The sequence below is a fragment of the Cognataquiflexum aquatile genome, assembly GCF_003316845.1.
Lineage (GTDB): Bacteria > Bacteroidota > Bacteroidia > Cytophagales > Cyclobacteriaceae > Cognataquiflexum > Cognataquiflexum aquatile.
In genome coordinates, this window is sequence record NZ_QMIK01000007.1 from 141,753 (window position 1) to 162,768 (window position 21,016).

10 protein-coding genes are annotated in these 21,016 nt (G+C 41.7%); 8 read left to right on the top strand and 2 right to left on the bottom strand.

Going from position 1 to position 21,016, the window contains the following annotated elements:
- Window positions 1–62: 62 nt before the first annotated feature.
- Window positions 63–782 (top strand): 3-keto-disaccharide hydrolase, encoded by a 720-nt coding sequence (locus tag DQW11_RS18995; protein WP_113925802.1) that lies wholly within the window; start codon window positions 63–65, stop codon window positions 780–782.
- Window positions 783–987: 205 nt separating this feature from the next.
- Here DQW11_RS18995 and DQW11_RS19000 read toward each other — a convergent pair whose 3' ends face one another.
- Window positions 988–1,773, bottom strand: coding sequence for an NIPSNAP family protein (locus DQW11_RS19000; RefSeq protein ID WP_113925691.1), 786 nt, complete (start codon window positions 1,771–1,773; stop codon window positions 988–990).
- 336 nt (window positions 1,774–2,109) lie between these two features.
- Between DQW11_RS19000 and DQW11_RS19005 the strand changes: the two genes are divergently transcribed.
- The 4 genes from DQW11_RS19005 (at window position 2,110) to DQW11_RS19020 (ending at window position 7,189) form a co-directional block, all read left to right on the top strand.
- Window positions 2,110–3,186 (top strand): aldose 1-epimerase family protein, encoded by a 1,077-nt coding sequence (locus DQW11_RS19005; RefSeq protein WP_113925692.1) that lies wholly within the window; start codon window positions 2,110–2,112, stop codon window positions 3,184–3,186.
- Between the two features lie 134 nt (window positions 3,187–3,320).
- Complete coding sequence (locus DQW11_RS19010) at window positions 3,321–4,532, top strand: cupin domain-containing protein (protein WP_113925693.1); 1,212 nt, start codon at window positions 3,321–3,323, stop codon at window positions 4,530–4,532.
- Window positions 4,533–4,798: 266 nt separating this feature from the next.
- Window positions 4,799–5,830 (top strand): sugar phosphate isomerase/epimerase family protein, encoded by a 1,032-nt coding sequence (locus DQW11_RS19015; protein WP_113925694.1) that lies wholly within the window; start codon window positions 4,799–4,801, stop codon window positions 5,828–5,830.
- 198 nt (window positions 5,831–6,028) lie between these two features.
- Window positions 6,029–7,189, top strand: a complete 1,161-nt coding sequence (locus DQW11_RS19020) for a Gfo/Idh/MocA family protein (RefSeq protein ID WP_113925695.1) — start codon at window positions 6,029–6,031, stop codon at window positions 7,187–7,189.
- A 71-nt stretch (window positions 7,190–7,260) separates the two neighbouring features.
- On the opposite strand, the gene DQW11_RS19025 is transcribed toward DQW11_RS19020, so the two are convergent.
- Window positions 7,261–7,866, bottom strand: a complete 606-nt coding sequence (locus DQW11_RS19025; protein ID WP_113925696.1) for a DUF2911 domain-containing protein — start codon at window positions 7,864–7,866, stop codon at window positions 7,261–7,263.
- 201 nt (window positions 7,867–8,067) lie between these two features.
- Between DQW11_RS19025 and DQW11_RS19030 the strand changes: the two genes are divergently transcribed.
- Genes DQW11_RS19030 through DQW11_RS19040 form a run of 3 tightly spaced genes read left to right on the top strand, consistent with a single transcriptional unit; the run spans window position 8,068 to window position 20,690 of the window.
- The gene (locus DQW11_RS19030) at window positions 8,068–17,730 is read left to right on the top strand and encodes a non-ribosomal peptide synthetase (protein ID WP_113925697.1); all 9,663 of its coding nucleotides are present in this window, start codon (window positions 8,068–8,070) and stop codon (window positions 17,728–17,730) included.
- Window positions 17,727–18,443 (top strand): 4'-phosphopantetheinyl transferase family protein, encoded by a 717-nt coding sequence (locus DQW11_RS19035; RefSeq protein WP_113925698.1) that lies wholly within the window; start codon window positions 17,727–17,729, stop codon window positions 18,441–18,443. Before DQW11_RS19030 ends, DQW11_RS19035 begins: the two co-directional genes overlap by 4 nt.
- A 42-nt stretch (window positions 18,444–18,485) precedes the next feature.
- Window positions 18,486–20,690, top strand: coding sequence for a S9 family peptidase (locus DQW11_RS19040; RefSeq protein ID WP_113925699.1), 2,205 nt, complete (start codon window positions 18,486–18,488; stop codon window positions 20,688–20,690).
- Window positions 20,691–21,016: the final 326 nt, after the last annotated feature.

Consider the following 21,016-nt stretch of genomic DNA (forward strand, 5'->3'; position numbering starts at 1 on the left):
CAATGATGACCCTTGTTTTAATCGGGTTGGCAGGATGCAACAATCCCGTACACAATACAGAAATGAAAAGCGGGGAAACGGGTATTGTCCCGCCAAGTGCAGCTCCTGAACCTACCGGATTCGTCTCCATCTTTGATGGAAAAAGTCTCTCAGGATGGGAAGGCGATTCCACTTATTGGCGGGTAGAGGACGGTAATATTGTAGGTGAAATTACGCCTGAGACCATTCTTGACGCAAATTCCTTTTTGATTTGGCAAGGCGGTGAACCGGCGGATTTTGAACTCAAACTTGAAGTCAATATCACCAAGGACGGCAATTCCGGTATCAATTACAGGAGTGAAAGATTCACAGAGCTTCCTTTTGCATTGCGCGGCTATCAGGCGGATATTGATGGCAAAAATGCCTACACGGGTCAAAACTACGAAGAAAGAAAGCGTACCACTTTGGCCTATATCGGGCAAAAAACCACCATCGACCCCCAAACTCCGGCAGGTGAATTACAGGGTAATATTGAGAGAAATGCCTGGAAAGGCCTTCGCGTTACTGGAGAATTGGGAGATGCGGATTCCCTGAGGACATTGATCAAAAGCGAAGATTGGAATATGATCCATCTTGTGGTCCAAGGTAATGTGATGAAGCACTTTGTCAACGGCGTGCTGATCAGTGAAGTGGTGGATGAAGACACTGTCAACAGAAGTATGAAGGGGTTATTGGGAATTCAGGTCCATGTCGGTCCTCCGATGCAGGTCAAATTCCGGAATATCCAATTGAAGGAGCTTTAAGTTTCATAGTCATCCGCTTCTTTGAAAGAAACCCAATATTTCTCTTCAGACAGGACGGAAGTCGGAAGTCCGATGTACCGGACATTTTGGTCTTCTGCCATGATTTAAGCTGATTTATCATTTTACTTGCATGATTTTTATAAAATTAAAAAAGGTCCAATATGATAAAACATGTTGGACCTTTTTCTTTCACCACTATCGAATTCTAGATGTCCGAATAGTCAGTCGGGTAAAGAAGTCGGGTATCATTTTTGGAAACCGTATTTTGGTATTCCTCCATCACTTTCATCCTGTCCCAATCAGGATCTGTTCCAAATGCTTTCCAATGCGCATCCCTTGATTCCATATTGGTAAATGTGGTCATGTACATCAGATTTGGCATTTGGGCACCGGCCAAAGTCTCGGCAAAAAATACAGGATTGAAATCCAATTTGAAGAAAATATCTATTTCTCCCTCATTGAACATTTTTACTTTCTGTCTATACAATCTTTCGGTCGCAGCCTCATAACTTCTCAATTCGTAAATTCTGTCTTTTTTTGGCCCCTCTACTTTTGATTCCATGAACCTTGCCATTCCCGAAAAAGCCTGCAAAAACGCAGTTTCTATTCTTTTGTATGGGGGATTATTGTGAGGCGCATTGATATAGTCCTTTCCCGCGACTAGATAGGCAGCATCCTTATCCAATTTGGATTGAAGGCCCACATATTGCTTCAAGGACTTATACGGAATCCATACATATATTTTTTTACCGGCATCGGGTGGGGTCGCAATCGGTTTGAAAACCCCGACTTTTTCGATTCCATTTCTATGCAAAGCGGGCAACAGGGCATTTTGCAGGTAATTGTCAATCTGGCTTTCCTGGTTTTTGCTATCTATGTGATAAATCTTCAATTCGTAATAATCTCTTTTACTGCTTTGGGCTAAAAGCTCCGAAGCGAAAAAGAAGCAAATAATCCCAAGGAGGATCGGAAGTGATGTGTTGATTTTCATGGTTTTTTTAGGTTTAAAGCTTCTTCAATGTACTGAAATCTCCATTTGGATTGGAAAGTAATTGATAATACGCAGGAGAATTTTATGAATGGATAAAAATTTACAAAATGTCTTATGTACTTTTTGGTTCATCATTTCTGTAGGTTAAAATACACTGGAATAACTATTGGAATATTCTGAAAATCCGGAATTTTCATGCCTGGAAAAAGTTAAACTTGGCTTTTTTGATAGTTTTAAATAGCTAATTTTAAGGGAGATAAATTTCATGCCTGACAGAACAGGATACCGACATAGATTTCAGATGATAAATTGAATTTTGAATATTTTACAGGATTTATGAGTGATTTGAACGAGCTGAAGCAGTCCAATTGGAAAGACAAAATCTCCAACCCCATGCAGTTGGGAGGGATTGAAACATCCGTTTTGGACAATGGATTGGGTAAGGGAGTTCGGATCGCCTGGATCAATACCGGAACAGGCCTGAGATACAAAGTGGTACTTGACAGAGGAATGGACATTGCCGATGCCTTCTTCAATGCACACAGCCTGGCTTGGATCAGCCATGCAGGTATCACTTCACCTCAACCGTTTTCAAACAAAGGGATTGATTGGCTGAGGACATTTGGAGGAGGATTGTTGACCACCTGTGGGCTTTCACATGTTGGCGGTCCCGAATCCGATGAATTTGGAAATAGAGGATTACATGGAAATGCAAGTAATATCCCGGCAGAAATCACATCCATCATTCAACCTGATCCACTTAATGGAAACATGGAAATGAGTATTACCGGCATCATCCGGGAGACAACTTGCTTTGGTCCTTCATTGGAGATGAAAAGAACCATTTCAGGAATATTGGGCGAGCCTGTTATCAAGGTCAGGGATGAAATCACCAACCTTGGCAATACGCCGGCACCTCACATGTTGCTCTATCATTTGAATTGCGGTTGGCCGCTGATAGATGAAGGAACAGAAATCGTTTGGGAAGGAAAATGGAATTCCATGGACAAAGATCCGAACAACAGGATTTTCAACCCAAAAAACAACTTCAAAAAATGCCCAGCTCCGATGGATGCCCATGCGGGTTTTGGCGAAGATGTAGCCTTTATTGATCCCAAAGCCGATGAAAACGGGAAAAGCACCTGCGGATTTGTCAACCAAAAACTTGGAATCGGTCTTTCTCTTACCTTCAACAAGAACCAGCTTCCTTGGCTGATCAACTGGCAACATTGGGGAAAAGGTGAATATGTGACTGCACTAGAGCCGGCTACCAACCCACCTATCGGCCAAAGTGGTGCAAGAAAAAACGGTACTTTGATTCTTTTGGAACCCAAAGAAAAAAGAGTCTATGACCTGGAGATAAGGGTTTTGTCAAGAGATAATGAGATTGCAGAATTAATCAGGGGAAGCTAAAAAACATGAAATGACAAACACACAAACCTCCATTCCTTAAATAATATCCATTAATATCAAATATCAATTAATATCAGATAGAAATATATTAAGCTTATTTATCAATCAACACAACCCATTAACCAATAACAACAATGAGTTTGGCAAAAAAAGCATTAGACCAAGGAGAAGGAATTCTGAGATTGACCCCAACATGGGTGCCGCGTTCTTTTTGTGTTCCGGGAAGGCGAATCAAACTTCATCCTGACGATTATTATGCACTTGGGGGAGCCCGGGGAGGAATTGACGAGCGTTGGTTTTCTTCGACGACTCCTGCCCAAAACGGCCCCTTAACAAGTAAAAATGAAGGTCTCAGCCATATCGCTTTTGAAGACGGTGGCAAAACCGAGCTTTTCTTGTTGAAAGATGCCATAGCCGACATCGGGGCCCAAATCATCGGTGACAGGTTATGGAACAAATACAAATCGTGGCCGATGTATTCCAAGTTTTTTGACAATATGGGCCCGCTTCCTCACCATATCCATCCGAGTGATGAATTCGGTGCACTGACCGGACAAAACGGAAAGCCTGAAGCTTACTATTTTCCACCGCAGGTGAATAACCACGGCGGGGATTTTCCCTATACTTTCTTCGGAATTGCCCCGGGGACATCCAAGGAAACCATCCTTGACTGTTTGAAAAACTTCAACAAGGGCGACAACAAGATCACCAATTATTCTCAGGCATTCAGACTACAACCCGGAACAGGTTGGGATGTACCCCCCGGAATGCTCCATGCACCGGGAAGTTTGTGTACTTACGAACCACAAAAAGCTTCAGATATTTTTGCCATGTACCAGTCCTTGGTCAATGAGGCCATCATTCCGGATGAACTCCTATGGAATGCCACTCCAAAAGACCGAATCGGAGATTATGAGCTGCTTTTGGAGATGATCAATTGGGATTTGAATGTCAATCCAAACCTGATGGACAACCACTACATGGAACCAAAGCCCGTGCATGATATGGAGAAAATGCATGCTGCAGGATACCATGAGTCTTGGATTTGCTATCGCTCTCACGATTACAGTGCCAAAGAACTAACCGTTTTCCCGGGTCAGACTGTAACCATCACCGACAATGCCGCTTACGGCATGATCATGATGCAGGGCCATGGAAAAATGGGGGCTTGGGATATCGAAACACCAGCCCTGATCCGGTTTGGACAGTTGACCCATGACGAATATTTCGTCAGCGAAAAAGCTGCGATGGCTGGTGTCAAAATCACAAATCATTCAAAAACCGATCCCATTGTCATGTTGAAGCATTTCGGTCCTGACAATCCGGATTTGAAAATTAGAAATTGAATTTTGGTTACGTCATTCTGAACCGTAGCCTGCGAAGGTGAAGAATCTCATTTATAGTGGAGACCCTTCACTACGTTCAGGGTGACGTAAAAAAGTATAAGTATCTAGTAAAAAGAGGCGAGATATTAGAGCCGAGAAGCGAGAAAAGCTCTGATTTCGAAATCAGTTAATCAATTAACCAAATAACCATTAACCTTCTAGCAAAATACCCATTAACCGAATAACAATAATCCATCCAATAACCATTAACAAATAACCAAAATACCATGTCCCAAAATAACTATCCAAAACTACACAATGCGACTTGGCCGGGTATTGTGGGGAAAGGCCCCGACTCAGAGCCAATCATTTCATTTGAAGACATGCTGCAATATACCGCCGCCGCAGAAGTCAATGGAGTAAAGTTTGACGGTATTGATATCGGGCTTTTTGATCCACATATTGATCTGGATATGTCCGATGACGGTATCAAGAGATTGGCAGAAAAAGTGCAGAAACTCAACCTGAACATCGGAAGCCTTGTTGCGCCGATCTGGGGTGGGCCTGCTATGGGAAGTAAGGAAGACCGGGCGCTGTTTGTGGAAATGGTCCGCAAATCATGTGTTTTCGGTCAAAAACTCAAAGACCTTGGTGTGAGACCTTACGGAATAGTAAGGATTGATTCGGCTAGCAGTGTTGAAAACTGGGCCAAAGACCCGATCAACAATACCAAACTGATTGCACAGACATTCAGAGAAGCTTGTGATGTGGCTGCGGATTTTGGAGAAAAGCTCGCTGCCGAAGGTGAAATCTGCTGGGGAGGCATGCACAGCTGGAGGGCGATGGTGGATACTCTTGACCAGACCAACAGACCCAACATCGGATTTCAGGCAGATATGTCCCATACTTTCCTTTACATGTTGGGTTACAACAGCCCGGATGACAGGATTCTTCCAAAGAACTTTGACTGGAATGACCGGGAGACATTGGATGAAGCATTCAAAAAATTGACAAAAGCACTCCGTCCTTGGACCATTGATTTCCATGTGGCCCAAAATGACGGGACAGTTTTCGGTTCGGGTTCGCATGACAAAACAGGCAGACATTGCCTTGCTAATGATCCAAATGGCAAACTTGATATTGCTAGAGACGCAGGCCATTGGCTGCGAAATGCAGATGGAGAACTGACCAAAGCCTTCCAGCATATTTGTTGGGATGGCTGTATGTTTCCCAATGCCGTGATGGGCAAGCAGCAGACTTGGAACGACATCCTTGCCAAAATGATCGAAGTGCGCAATGCACATGGATGGGTTGGGTAAGGAGGAAGTGGGAAGTACGAAGTGGGAAGTATGAAGTAAAAGGTAAGAGGTAAAAGGTTGGAAGTAAGAAGTTTGAAGTGGGAAGTATTAAGGAGGATTTGAAATTCTTTCCAACTTTTGAACCTTGAAATTTTTAAACTTTCTAACCCTTTGAATCTTCCAATTTTAAAATTTTCAAATAGAAAACCAGAATAACACATGAGCAAAAAACATATAAGAATCGGACTCATAGGAACGGGCTTGATGGGTAGAATTCACACCAACGCCTATAAGCGCATCCCTGACTTTTTTCCTGAATTTGAATACCTGCCAGTATTGCAAGCTGTATGCGCAAGGAGGGAAGATAAGGTCAAGGCCTTTGCTGAACAGTGGGGCTATGCCTCATACGAAACAGATTGGAAGAAAATCATTGCAAGAGATGACATTGATGCTGTGGATATATGTACACCCAATGCTTTTCATGCCGAAATAGCCATTGCGGCAGCTGCTGCAGGAAAGATGATCCTTTGCGAAAAACCGCTCTCCAAAACCTTGGAGGAAGGTGAAAAAATGGTCAAAGCCGTAGAAAAGGCAGGTATAGCAAATACTGTTTGGTATAATTATAGAAAAGTCCCGGCCGTGACTTTAGCCAAGCAAATCGTCGACTCGGGAAAACTGGGGAAAATATTCCATTACCGGGCCAATTTCCTCCAGGACTGGACAATCAATCCCGAACTGCCACAAGGTGGAGATGGGCTCTGGAGATTGGATGTAGACGCTGCAGGTTCGGGGGTGACTGGAGACCTTTTGGCGCATTGCATCGATACGGCCATGTGGCTTAACGGCGGCATCAAAGATGTGTCAGCCATGACCGAAACTTTCGTCAAAGAAAGGGTTCATCAGGGAAGCGGACAGGTTCAGAAAGTCGGCATTGACGATGCATGTATTTTTCATTGCCACTTTGACAATGGATCTCTCGGGCTTTTTGAAGCTACCAGGTATGCAAGGGGGCACAAAGCCCTTTATACCTTTGAAATAAACGGAGAACATGCCTCGATCAGGTGGGATTTACACGACATGAACTGGCTGGAATATTTTGACCATAAAGATGATCCTCATGTCAGGGGATGGAGAAAAATCCACATTACTGAAGGAGAACAGCCTTACATGAAAAGGTGGTGGATTCCCGGAACTAGCATCGGGTATGAGCATTCTTTCATCCATCATGCAGCGGATTTTTTCCAAAGCTTAGAAACCGGGAAACCCTGCTCACCGACTTTCAAAGATGCCTACGAAACCCAAAAAGTCTGTCAGGCAGTACTTGACTCCGCAGCCTCAAAAAGTTGGAAAGATACCGGAGTTAAATGGACAGAGAAGTAAACCAAAAGAGCATAAAAAAAAACCTCCAAAAAGGAGGTTTTTTTGTTTTCCGTTTGATGTAATGGGAATAATCAGAAAGCTCCTTTAAAGCCTTCCATTTTTTGGTCCACCTGAGTGTCAACCATAAATGACAGTCTTACTTTTTCCCACGCCATAGTCACCTTGGCCACTTTGTTGTTTTCTGCAGAGATGGCGTAAGAAAGTCTTTCCTGAGAATCCGCTGTCATTACTGGTGTTACTTTGATAGCAACTGCATCATCTTTTGCCATTGCTTCCTCGTCGATTTTGCCGTCTTTCATGTAGGTAAAAACTGAATTGGCTTTACCGTTAAGGTGAACAGTCCACTCGCCAGAAGCCATTGGTGTGATGAAAATGGAATATTTTCCGGCACGCAGATTTTTACCTCCAACGCTTACTCCTGTGCTAAATTCAATGATGGTTGTAGCATTGGCACCTGCTCTCCATGTTACTCCATACTTTTCCAACTCTCCAAAAATCTTCCTTCCTTTTACAGCTGGAGAGGAATAGTCAATGCTGATTTTTGTAAAACCAACATTTTGAGATACAAATGCCGCGGGGCTGGCTGAAGGAGACTGTAATTGGGCATGAGACTGCACTGAAGCTGCCAAAAACAACATCAAGGTTAATGCAAAGAAATAGATTCTGGTGTTTTTCATAATTTTGAAATTTGGATTTATGGATTTTGAACGGTGAAGATACGATAAGGAATTAAAGTTAAATTAATGGTTTCTAAAAATCCATAATTTTTCTTAATGATTGGTATAATATTTTTTCGATAATGCTTGTATTCCCAAAATACAAATACTAGATTCTCAAATAATAATTATACTATTTTTTATACCCAAATTAACTTAGTTATGTCAGTAACAAAATCGCTAAATAACCAATCAGCGACAGGATTTTCGCAATCAATCAATGGTTATTGGATTAAAAAGCTTGAGGGCATCAAAGAGTTACAACTGCCAAAGGATCCTTCAAATTCTTTGACAAAAGGAAAAGAGAATAACACGCTTAACTTTTTTTTAGATAAGGCTCTACTCCATGATATCAAGGCCTCTTTTTCTGAAAAAACCCCCTCATCGTCTTTAGTCCTTTTTGCAGCCCTGAAAGTTTTGCTTTACAGGTATAGTAGCCAAAATGATTTTTGTATTGGTACAACCATCAAAAAATCGGGGCTTTTCCGACCAAATGGGGGAAATGAACAAAACGAATTTTTGGATATCCTGCCTATTCGTTCCAAAATAGATGGCAGCATGCAATTTGATGAGTTGGTTCAAAAATTAGAGATCGGTTTAGCTGAAGCCAATTCCTACAATCAAATCTCTGTTGATCAGATAATTTCCTTATTAGGAAAAAAGAACGAAAAGGATTTGAGTTTACTTTTTCCCGTCATTTTTGATTATCAAAAAAATAAGGAAAACCATGAATCCAACCACCGAGTAGCAATAAAACTTCAGGAATTCAATTCTACGCTGTTTTTTGGCTTTGTGGAAAATGACGATACTATCGAGGCTACGATCACCTTTGACACTGAAATGTATTGCTTCGAAACAATTCAGAGGATGGCCTCCCATTTTTTTACGCTTCTTGAATCTGTACAATCCAATCCAACCTTAAACTTAGGTCTCTTAAATATTATTCCTAAAGAAGAAGATTTACTGCTGAAATCCTTCAACGATACTGAATCCCCATTATCGGACACAAAAACAATTTTGGATTTATTTGAACAACAGGTAATAAACAACCCAAATGCGGTAGCTGTTGAATTTGAAGGAAACGAGCTTTCTTACAGTCAATTGGATGCCAAATCAAACCAGCTAGCCCATTTTTTAATCAAAAACGGACTCAAACCTGAAAGTCCTGTTCCGATCTGTATGGACCGGTCTCTGGAAATGATCATAGGGCTTTTTGGAATCCTCAAATCAGGTGGGGCCTATGTCCCCATCGATCCTGCCTTTCCAAAGGACCGGATTGATTATATGATTGAAGATACCAAAGCGGATTTTGTCATTTGTTCTTCTGAAACAGCCCACAATTTCAGCGATAAGGTAAATCTTGTCATCATGGACCAGGAAATGGAGGCGGTTCTCAGGATGCCTTCTGGTAAACTTCCGCTTTCGCTCCTACCTAAAAATCTTGCATATATCATCTACACTTCCGGATCCACAGGAAAGCCAAAAGGTGCTATGGTGGACCATGAAAACCTCATCAACTTTTCGATTAGCTTAACAAAAATTGTAGTGTATGATTCCTCTTCGCGTCAGCTATCGGTAACTACTTTCATTTTTGATGCATTTTGCCTGGAACTTTTTGTACCCCTGATAAATGGAGGGTCTGTTTTTTTGGTAAAAAAGGAAATTGCCATGGACGGATTCAGCCTTTCCAAAAAACTGGAAGAAGTTCGTCCTACCCACATGCAGGCTACGCCTTCCGGTTGGCAATTACTCCTCAGTTCGGGATGGAACAATCCGGAAGGAATTATAATGACTACAGGAGGTGAAGCTCTTTTGGAAGAAACGAAAAATCTTCTCGCCCAAACAGGAAAGCTTTGGAACCTTTATGGACCAACAGAGACTACAATAACATCAACATTCAAAAAAATGGAGGTGGGTGAAAAGGTAAGCATCGGAAAGCCCATCGACAATACATCTGTATACATCCTTGGTCCTGAAGGCGGGGTAAACCCTATCGGGATTCCCGGTGAACTCTGCATAGGTGGAAAAGGTGTCGGACGAGGTTACCTCAACAAGCCAGATCTTACCTCTCAAAAATTCCTTCACAACCCATTCAGCAATGTCCCAGGTGATAGGATGTACCGTACAGGTGACCTCGCCAGGTGGCTACCCGAAGGAAACATCGAATACCTCGGCAGGATGGATGACCAGGTCAAAATCAGGGGATACCGAATCGAGCTCGGTGAAATCGAATCCGTCCTGCTCCTCCACCCCACCGTGAAGCAGGCCGTGGTCATGGCAAAAGAATACGGGCAAGGTGACAAAAGGCTCGTGGGGTATGTGGTCTGCGACGGCGATTTCGACAAAGAATCCGTCAGTGCATTCCTCAGGTCAAAACTCCCTGAATACATGGTCCCCGCCCTTTGGCTTCAGCTCGAAAAACTCCCCCTCACCTTCAGCGGAAAAATCGACCGAAAGGCACTGCCCGATGTCGGTTCCGCTGATAGGGTGACTGCCGGATATGCTGAACCAAAAAATGACCTCGAAAAACAGCTTGCCACTCTCTGGCAAAAACTTCTAGGGTTGGACAGGGTTGGAATCCATGATGATTTTTTTGCTCTTGGAGGACATTCCCTTCTTGCAATGCGTACCCTGGCAGCAGTCAGAAAAGATTTGGGGGCAGAACTTTCCATTCGTGAGCTTTTCTCTGCTCCCACGGTCGCACAACTTGCCCTCATCCTCCAGTCTAGAAGAGGGGAAGTCTCAAGTAATGTTCCTCATCCCGTGGCAAGGCCTGAAAACATTCCCCTTTCTTACAATCAGCAAAGTCTGTGGTTCATCCACCAGCTGGAAGGAAGTATACAGTATCATATTCCCCAGATCCTCAACATTAACGGAAACCTAGATATTTCGGCCATAGAAAAAGCCCTCAAAACCATTGTCAACCGTCACGAAGCCCTCCGCACTGTCGTCACCGAAAAGGATGGCAACTATTGGCAAAAGGCGCTTGGAGAAGACCTTTGGAAGCTGGACAGAATAGATTTATCTGATCCTGAACTCCTTGACAATGAAATTTCAGGACTGATAAGAACTCCTTTCGACCTCACCCATGACCACATGATGAGGGCATGCTTGATCACAAAAACCAAAGGCGATTATTGTCTGGTAATCACCATGCACCACATTGCATCTGACGGATGGTCTGCAAACATCCTGAGAAAAGAACTCACCGAATGCTATCAGACCATCACCAAAGGACTGCCAATAATCCTGTCTCCACTTTCCATACAGTATATTGACTATGCCATCTGGCAAAGAAATTTCCTGAACAGTGATTCAATACAGCCCAAGATTGACTATTGGAAAGCCAAACTCAAAAACGTCGTTCCTCTTCAGCTTCCAACAGATTTTAGCAGGCCTTCCGAAATAAGCAGAAACGGTGGGACCGTTCGGTTTTCAATCACCAAAGAATTGATATCCGATCTAAATAGAATAGGATTACAATTCAATGCGACACTGTTCATGACACTTATTTCAGCATTCAAAGTGTTGATGTACAGGTACACCGGGCAGGAAGATATATGTGTCGGTACACCAGTCGCAGGAAGGAATTATCAGAATCTTGAGAATCTGATAGGTTTTTTTGTCAATAGTATTCCTTTACGAAATGCTGTTGAGGGAAAAATGAGATTCGATGAATTGCTCAAACAGGTGCAAACCAATACGCTTGATGCTTTTGACAACAGTGAAATACCTTTTGAGCAAATGGTGGAATCTCTTGAAATCAAAAGGGATCTGAGCAAAAACCCTGTTTTCCAGGTGTTGTTTGCCCTCCATAGCGCCAATGATACCAGATTTCAAACGGAAGACACCAAATGGTCTTCATTCAATTATAATCATTCAACTTCAAGATTTGACTTTGCTTTTGAATTAACAGAAGCAGAGAATGGCCTTGATGGAATGGTAGAATTCAGTACAGACCTATTCTTGAAAGAGACCATAGAAAGGATGGTTGGCCATTACAAGATCTTATTGTATTCAATTTCTAATAATCCATCTATCAGGATTGATAAGTTAAAAATGATAGGACTTGAAGAAGATGATCTTGTTTTAAGAAAATTCAATAATACAAAATCCAGTTACCCCAAAAATGAAACAATTGTAAGTCTATTTGAGAAAATAGCGAAGCAGTCACCAAACAAGATTGCTGTTGTCGCCGGTGGCCAAAATATTAATTATAAAGAACTTGACGAAAGAGCCAACCAATTCGCCAACTACCTGATATTTAAAGGTGTCAAGTCAGAAAATCCCGTACCTCTTTGTATAGATCGATCCATTGGGATGGTCATTGGGATTCTAGGAATTCTAAAGGCCGGCGGCGCATTGGTTCCTATCGACCCTTCGCTACCTGTAGAAAGGATTGATTACATGTTGGAAGATACCGGGGCTGATTTTGTTATATGCATTTCCAATACTTCAGACAAAGTCTCAAACCACAAAAAACTATTTTTAGACCGAGAACAAGAGGGTATTTCCTTAATGTCTTCTAACAAGCCACTCCCCTCACCTAATCCTGAAAATCTCTTTGATATCATATATACCTCAGGATCTACAGGAAAACCTAAAGGCGTGATGGTTGAACACAGAAATCTGGTCAACTTCCTTTTCAGCATGTCCAAGGATGTAGATTTCAATCCTTCTTCCAGTATTCTATCGGTCACCACCTATAGTTTCGATATTTTTTATCTTGAACTGTTTCTTCCGCTTTTTCAGGGAGGCTGCGTAATCTTAGCTGATAAAGAAACTACCCTTGATGGCTATAAACTTGCACAGTTAATTGAAGAAAAAGCACCTACTCACATGCAAGCCACGCCGTCAGGATGGCAATTGCTTCTTGAAAGTGGATGGAAAAACCCAACAGGGATTAAAATGCTGGTGGGCGGAGAAGCGCTAAAGGCGGATACAAAAAATGCTTTGTCTTCTTTAGGAACGCTTTGGAATTTATATGGTCCGACGGAAACCACTATTTGGTCTACTTTAAAGAAAATGGACCCTTCCAGAAAAGTGACTATTGGTAAGCCTATTGCCAACACTTCTATCTATATTCTTGGTTCTGGAGATCAACCCAATCCAATAGGGATTCCGGGTGAGCTCTGTATTGGAGGGGATGGTGTTGGAAGAGGTTACCTCAACAGGCCTGAACTTACCTCCGAAAAGTTTGTTCGTGACACCTTTAGCGAAAATAAAGAGGCTAGATTCTACCGAACAGGAGACCTTGCTAAATGGTTGCCCGATGGCAATATTGAGTATCTGGGCAGGATTGATGATCAAGTCAAAATCAGAGGCCACCGAATCGAACTTGGGGAGATTGAAACTTTACTTCAGCAACACAAAGGGATTAAACAAGCAGTCGTTGCAGTAAAACAGGATAACTTTGGAATCAATAGGCTAATAGGCTACGTGATTTGTAAAAGTCATTTTGACAAGGATGAGGTCATTTCTTTCCTCAATGGAAAACTTCCAGAATACATGGTCCCTCATACTTGGATGGAACTGGATGCTTTCCCTTTGACTTTCAATGGGAAAATAAATAGAAAAGCCCTACCTGAACCAGTAGCAGAATCCAATGAAACCATAAAATATGAAGCCCCCAAAACAGACCTACAAAAAAAGGTGTCTGAAGTTTGGAGGAAAATACTGGGAGTTGAGAAAGTGGGGCTCAATAATGATTTTTTTGAACTTGGGGGCCATTCCCTCATGGCCATGAGGGTTATTGTAGCTTTGAGGCAAGAAACTGGACAGGTACTTTCTATCCGAGATCTATTTTCTAACTCCACTTTGAAACAATTCACAGAAATCCTGTCCACCAAAGAAATTGATGATAAGGAAGATATAGTCAAAACATTAAGAGAAAGAACTGAAATTATTCCCCTTTCCCATAATCAGATGAGCCTTTGGTTTATCCATCAATTAGAAGGAAGTATTCAGTACCACATTCCACTGATCCTTAACATCCGGGGAAAGCTCAACATACCAGCCTTGGAGGAAGCGCTCAGAACTATTGTCAACCGCCACGAAGTCCTCAGGACCGTGATCAGGGAAAAGGACGGCAACGATTGTCAGTACGTGCTCGGAAAAGATCTCTGGAAGCTTGAAATAATGGATTTACCTGATTCGGGACTCCTTGACAGTGAAGTTACAGGACTGATCAGGATACCTTTCGACCTCACCAGGGACCATATGATGAGGGCCTGTATCATCACATTAGCCGGCAACGAGTATTGTTTGGTAATCACACTGCACCATATAGCGTCTGACGGATGGTCCGCAAACATCCTGAGAAAAGAACTATCGAAATGCTATCAAGCCATTACCAACGGAAAGCCGATACCGCTGCCTCCACTTCCACTGCAGTATATTGACTTTGCCATCTGGCAAAAAAACTTCCTCAATAGTGATTCATTTCGTACTAAGATTGACTATTGGAAAAACAAACTTAAAAACGTAGCCCCTCTACAGCTTCCAACAGATTTTGTAAGGCCTGCAATGCATAGTAATAAAGGCAATAACTTTCGCTTTGCGATAGATAGTGTTTTGGTTTCCCAACTCAAAGAATTAGGAAAAAATCACCAATCCACACTTTTTATGACTTTGCTTGCCGCATTTAAAACCTTACTTTACAGATATAGCGGTCAGGAGGATATCTGCGTCGGAACACCTATTGCAGGAAGAGAAAGTCACGAAATAGAAGATTTAACAGGGCTTTTTGTCAATACTTTGGCGCTAAGAACCAGTATAGGGGGAAATATGGCCTTTTCTGATGTCCTCAAAGATATCCGCAACACCACCCTTGAGGCTTTTGAAAACCAAAAAGTCCCCTTTGAAATGGTGGTGGAATCACTCGGGCAAGAAAGAGACTTAAGCCGAAATCCTGTTTTTCAGGTTTTATTTGTTTTACAGAATGTTCCACAAAATGAGGTTCACTTGGAAGATGCCGTGGTTTCAGAAAAGCCTTATGAGCATTTCACCTCAAAATTTGACATGACTATTGACCTTACGGAGACTGAAACCGGCATAGAAGGGATAGCAGAATACAATACAGACCTTTACAAACATGAAACGATTGCGCATTTCGCGGGTCATTATATCCATTTATTAAAATCAATCCTTGAAAACCCAAATGAGGAAGTTGGAAATTTAAAAATCCTTTCTTCACCAGAAGAAAAAGAATTGATTGAATCCTTTAATTCCAAAGTCCAGGATCTTCCCCCTCAAATAACAATTCTAAATATGTTTGAGGAGCAAGTTGAAAAATCACCTGAAGCCATTGCGGTGGAATTTGAAGGCAAGAAACTCACTTACAGCGCATTGAATAAGAGGTCCAACCAGCTTGCCAACTTCCTCCTTAAGAAAAATCTTCGACCTGAAAGCTTGGTCCCGATTTGCCTCGACCGTTCTCTTGAAATGATCGTCGGTATATTGGGGATTTTGAAAGCGGGTGGCGGCTATGTACCGATTGATCCCACATACCCGGATGAAAGAATTGAGTATGTCTATACTGATACCCAGGCAAACTTTATAATAACGACGTCTGACTTAAAAACAAGGCTTCAAAACCTGGGAGAATTAATCATCTTAGATGAAGAATGGCCAGAAATTGAAAAGATGTCAGAAGAATTTATTCCAATAGACATCCAACAAAATCATTTGGCCTATATCATATACACTTCCGGTTCCACCGGAAAACCTAAGGGTGTGATGATTGAACACAAGGGTTTAGCGGCGTCCACATTGGCCAGACAATCCTATTATAAGGAAACCGGAGCGGTTCTATTGATCCCCTCATTCGCATTTGATTCCTCGGTGGCAGTAATCTTTGGAACCCTTACTACAGGAGGAAAACTGATTCTTTGCAAAAGTGAACTGATAAAAAATCCTCACCATATCAAAGAACTCCTTCACGATACTGAATCCATCCTCTGCGTCCCTTCTTATTACAGGTTCTTGTTGGAGGAGGATCTATTGGCAAAAGCAAAACTTTCCAATGTCATAGTCGCAGGAGAAAATCTTGATGAATCATTGGTAAAACTCCATTTTGAAAAATCAGGGAACGCTTCCCTTTACAATGAATACGGCCCTACAGAATGCACAGTTTGGGCTTCTGTGGCAAAAATTCAGTCGCCTACTGAAAAAGTGACTATTGGAAAACCAATAGATTATTTGAACATATACATCATCAATAAGGACAATCAATTAAATCCAATCAATGTCACAGGAGAACTTTGCATTGGCGGTCAAACTTTGAGCAGAGGATATTTGAATCTCCCTGACCTTACTTCTGAAAAATTTGTCAATAATCCATTCACCACTATCAAAGGTGCAAAAATGTACCGCACAGGCGACCTCGCCCGATGGCTACCGGATGGCAACATTGAATATTTGGGAAGGATTGATGACCAGGTCAAAATCAGGGGATACCGAATCGAGCTCGGCGAAATCGAATCGACCATCAACAGTATCGACGGAGTAAAAGAATCAGCAGTGATATTGAGGGAAGACCTGCCCGGACAAAAACAATTGGTAGGATACGTTGTATGCCAAGAACCCCTTCAAACAATAAACCGAGAGAACTGGATTTACCAAGTAAAGGAAAGATTACATGAGATTTTGCCCAATTTTATGGTGCCAGGTAACATCGTTCTTTTGGAACATCTACCCTTGACAGCAAATAATAAAATAGACAAAAAAAATCTTCCTAAGCCTATAGAAAAAATCAATGAGAAAAAAACGCCAACAACAAATCTTGAAAAAACAATTTCTAAAATTTGGTGCAGCGCATTGAAAAAAGAAATAATAGATATAGAGGCAGATTTTTTTGAATTGGGAGGACATTCCCTCCTTGCTGTGAAAGTAATGGCAGCTCTGGAAAAAGAAATTGGTTCAAAACTCGCCATCAACCAAATATTCAAACATCCGAATATTCTGGAACTGGCAAAGGCCCTTGAAAACATCAATCAAAATCAGACCGGTTGGAATTCCCTCGTTCCAATAAAACCTTCAGGCAATAAACCTCCTTTGTATATTGTCCACGGGGTAGGATCGACAGTTTCAATTTATTATAGTCTGGCAAAATATATTGAAGACGACCAGCCCATTTATGGATTTCAGCCAAAAGGTTTGGATGGCATAGAGACCCCAAATAAGTCCCTTGAAGAAATGGCTTCTTATTACATTTCCCTGATGATCGATCAGAATCCACACGGCCCTTACAATATTTCAGGCTATTCCTTTGGTGGATATGTGGCTTACGAAATGGCGAGACAGCTTCGTTCAATGGGAAAACAAGTCGGAAAGCTCATTTTGTTTGATACATCATCTTTGGACTCCTATGAGAAACTTTCAACTTTTGATAAAATAAAACTCAGATCAAAAATAATTCTCAATGAGATTAACTTTGTCTTGCATGAACCCCAAGGTTATTTTGAAAAGAAATCAAGGTCCTTTCAAAGAAAAAGAGACAAACTCCTTGTCAAAATGAAACTAAAACCCGATCCAAAATATTTGGGTGACTCCAAAAGTGTTCTGAACAGAATTGCAAAGAATAATGCTGATATCTTAAATAAATACAGACTAGGTCCTTACAATGGCCCACTTCATCTATTCCGCGCAAAAACTCAGGGCTTTTATGTCGAAGAACCAAAATACTACGGATGGCTTCCTTTCGTTGAAAAAGTCCATGTAGTACATGTCTCAGGCCATCACGATAATATTTTCAAAAAACCGGAAATCTTAAAAGAAATGGCTGAAAAAATTCAAAAGGTCCTTGATGAAAAAACTGTTTCATGATCCTCGATAAATCCATTGATTGGCAAGAAACCAATCCCATTTGGGAAAAATTCGCAGCCTCTCCGCTTTTGGATGAGCTTCATATAATCCGGATTGGGATAGCTAATAACTTTGAGAAAATCCAGCGGCATACAGGATTATTAACCGGGGAAGAATTAAAAAAATCAGAAAGATTTGTGAGAGAACAGGACAAATACAGTTTTCTTGTCAGCTCCGTTATGAAAAAAATTCTTTGCGGCCACTATCTCGGACGTGAACCCAAATCGGTGGAATTTGAGGTGAATGAATTCAACAAACCCAAAATCAGAAATCAAGAAAACATCCATTTCAATACCTCGCATTCAGGTGATTGGCTCGTATTTATTTTTTCCAACAATCCCTGTGGCATTGATATAGAAGGAATAAATCCTGATTTTGATTATAAGTCCATTTTGGAAATGTCTTTTCATCCTGATGAAATTGATTTTATCCAAAAATCAAATCAACCGGTCAATCAATTTTTCAAAATATGGACTATCAAAGAATCCATTTTAAAAGCGGAAGGAACCGGATTGATGGATAACCTAAATGAATTGAATACACTCCAGGATTTTACTAAATTGCCAAGCAACACTGATACTTGGTATACCAAAAGCTTGTTGATCGAAGAAGATTATTGGTGCAGCCTGTGCTTTAAAAACGCTTCTGCAAAAACAAAATTCTTTGAAATCTAAAAATCTGCCATATCCTTTTCTTTTAAAATTTAACCAATCCCTATGAAACCCTATCATACCCTGAAGCTGTTCTTGGTTTTCTTTGTTTGTCTTTTCATTTCCTATGCACAAGCCCAACAAGGTGATATCAAATGGTCAAATGATGGCACGGCTTATTTCAGCGTCGAACAGAACGAGATAGTCCAATACACCTTGCCGGCAAACGACAGGAAAGTGCTCATCAGCAAAAAACAACTGACTCCTTCAGGAAAAAGTGATCCGCTTGAATTGGACTTGTATGCATTTTCGGGTGACAATTCCAAGCTGCTTATTTTCACCAATTCCAAACAGGTTTGGAGAATCAACACACGCGGGGATTATTGGGTTTTGGATTTGAAGAACAACAGCCTAAAACAATTGGGCAAATCGAGGCCCGAATCTTCGCTCATGTTTGCCAAAATATCCCCTGACGGCACCAAAGCAGCCTACGTCAGTGAATACAACATCTACTTGGAAGACCTTGCAACACAGAACATCACCCCACTTACCAAAGACGGAAACAGGAAATTCATCAACGGAACTTTTGATTGGGTATATGAGGAAGAATTTGCGTGCCGTGACGGTTTCCGTTGGAGTCCTGACAGCAAGTCGATCGCATTTTGGCAATTGGATGCAGAAGGAACAAGGGATTATTACATGATCAATAATACCGACTCGGTGTATTCCAGGATCATTCCTGTAGAGTATCCAAAAGTCGGTGAAAGCCCTTCAGCAGCTCGGATCGGCGTGATTGATATTGCTACCGCCAAAACCAAATGGATGGATATCCAAGGTGACCCAAGGCAACATTATCTCGTCAGGTTGGAGTTTATTCCCGGTACCAATGAATTTCTCGTGCAGCAGCTGAACCGTAAACAAAACGAAAGCAAAATCCTGCGTTGTGATGCCGCAACTGGAAAAGTCACGCTTATTCAGACTGAAACCGACCCTGCTTGGGTAGATGTCATGAGCCCGGGTGACGATACTTATGATATCGATTTCAAGCATCCGGTACATTGGCTTGCCGGTGGCAAAGAATTTCTTTGGACCAGTGAAAAGGGAGGTTGGAAGCAACTATACAGAATCAGCACAGATGGGAAAAAAGAGCTTTTGGTCACACCGGGAAATTATGACGTGATTTCAATGAAGGCCTATGATGAAAAAAGCGGTTTTGTCTATTTCATCGCCTCTCCTGACAATGCCACCCAAAAATACCTTTACCGCAGTAGACTAGATGGCAAAGGCAAATTGGAAATGGTCACTCCGGAAGGGTTTCCGGGAACACACAGCTACAATCTTTCTCCAACAGCAAAATTTGCGCAACACCGTTTTTCAAACCACTACACCAGACCTTTGGGCGAAATGATCAGCCTGCCAAAACATCAGGCTTTGAATGAAAAAGAAAGTATCGCAGCAAAATTCACTTCAGCTCAAGTGGAAAAAACAACCGAATTTTTCAAAATCACCACTGAAGAAGGTGTCGAGATGGACGGTTGGATGGTAAAACCGGCAAACTTCGATACTTCCAAAAAGTATCCAGTGGTATTTTATGTTTATTCTGAACCTTGGGGTGCGACGGTCGCCGACGGATTCGGGTCATCTAGAAACAGTCTCTACAAAGGGGACATGAGGCAAGACGGGTATATCTATATCTCTCTTGACAACCGCGGAACTCCTGCCCCAAAGGGCAGAGCATGGCGCAAATCCATTTATAGAAAAATCGGTGACATCAATATCCGAGACCAAGCATTAGGTGCTAAGGAAATCCTAAAATGGTCATTTGTGGATCCCGAGAGGATCGCTGTTTGGGGTTGGAGCGGCGGAGGCACTGCGACACTTAACCTGATGTTTCAATATCCTGAAATTTACAAAACCGGCATTTCCATCGCTGCTGTGGCCTTTCAGCTCACTTATGATAATATTTATCAGGAAAGGTACATGGGATTGCCTCAGGAAAATCTTGAAGACTTTGTAAACGGTTCACCGCTATCCCATGCCAAAAACCTGCAGGGCAATCTGCTTTACATCCATGGTACTGCCGATGACAATGTCCATTACCAAAACGCCGAAATGCTCATCAATGAACTGATCAAACACAACAAGCAATTTCAGGTTATGCCCTACCCCAACAGGTCACACAGCATATCAGAAGGACAAGGGACTTTCCTCCACCTTTCTACGCTGTATACTGACTATCTGAAGAAATATTGTCCTCCTGGGGGAAGGTAAAATTGGCGGATTCTGACAAAAACTTTAACCCAAAGAATAAGCTTTCCTTAGGAAAAGTGTGATGATTCACATTTTTTCCTTTGGAAAAGTGTGGTTCAATACATTTATTCCTTTGGAAAAGTGTAAAGCATATTTTCACCAAAATGTTAAACATGGAGTTTGTCCAAATTCTGCAAAAAACGAGTTATGATTTTAATCATATTTTTGTGTCAGTCCCAAATCGGAAATCCTCACCTTAGTTAAATCCTCATTTATATCATATTAAAATGGCTTAAATCTCGGCAAAAAGACCACTTTTTCTAAGGCTCAGATCTGTCTGAGAAAAA

Bases quoted from the DNA above. Each gene is read 5' to 3' on its own strand.
- DQW11_RS18995 (WP_113925802.1), top strand. From the start codon at position 63: ATGAAAAGCGGGGAAACGGGTATTGTCCCGCCAAGTGCAGCTCCTGAA.
- DQW11_RS19000 (WP_113925691.1), bottom strand. From the start codon at position 1,773: ATGAAAATCAACACATCACTTCCGATCCTCCTTGGGATTATTTGCTTC.
- DQW11_RS19005 (WP_113925692.1), top strand. From the start codon at position 2,110: ATGAGTGATTTGAACGAGCTGAAGCAGTCCAATTGGAAAGACAAAATC.
- DQW11_RS19010 (WP_113925693.1), top strand. From the start codon at position 3,321: ATGAGTTTGGCAAAAAAAGCATTAGACCAAGGAGAAGGAATTCTGAGA.
- DQW11_RS19015 (WP_113925694.1), top strand. From the start codon at position 4,799: ATGTCCCAAAATAACTATCCAAAACTACACAATGCGACTTGGCCGGGT.
- DQW11_RS19020 (WP_113925695.1), top strand. From the start codon at position 6,029: ATGAGCAAAAAACATATAAGAATCGGACTCATAGGAACGGGCTTGATG.
- DQW11_RS19025 (WP_113925696.1), bottom strand. From the start codon at position 7,866: ATGAAAAACACCAGAATCTATTTCTTTGCATTAACCTTGATGTTGTTT.
- DQW11_RS19030 (WP_113925697.1), top strand. From the start codon at position 8,068: ATGTCAGTAACAAAATCGCTAAATAACCAATCAGCGACAGGATTTTCG.
- DQW11_RS19035 (WP_113925698.1), top strand. From the start codon at position 17,727: ATGATCCTCGATAAATCCATTGATTGGCAAGAAACCAATCCCATTTGG.
- DQW11_RS19040 (WP_113925699.1), top strand. From the start codon at position 18,486: ATGAAACCCTATCATACCCTGAAGCTGTTCTTGGTTTTCTTTGTTTGT.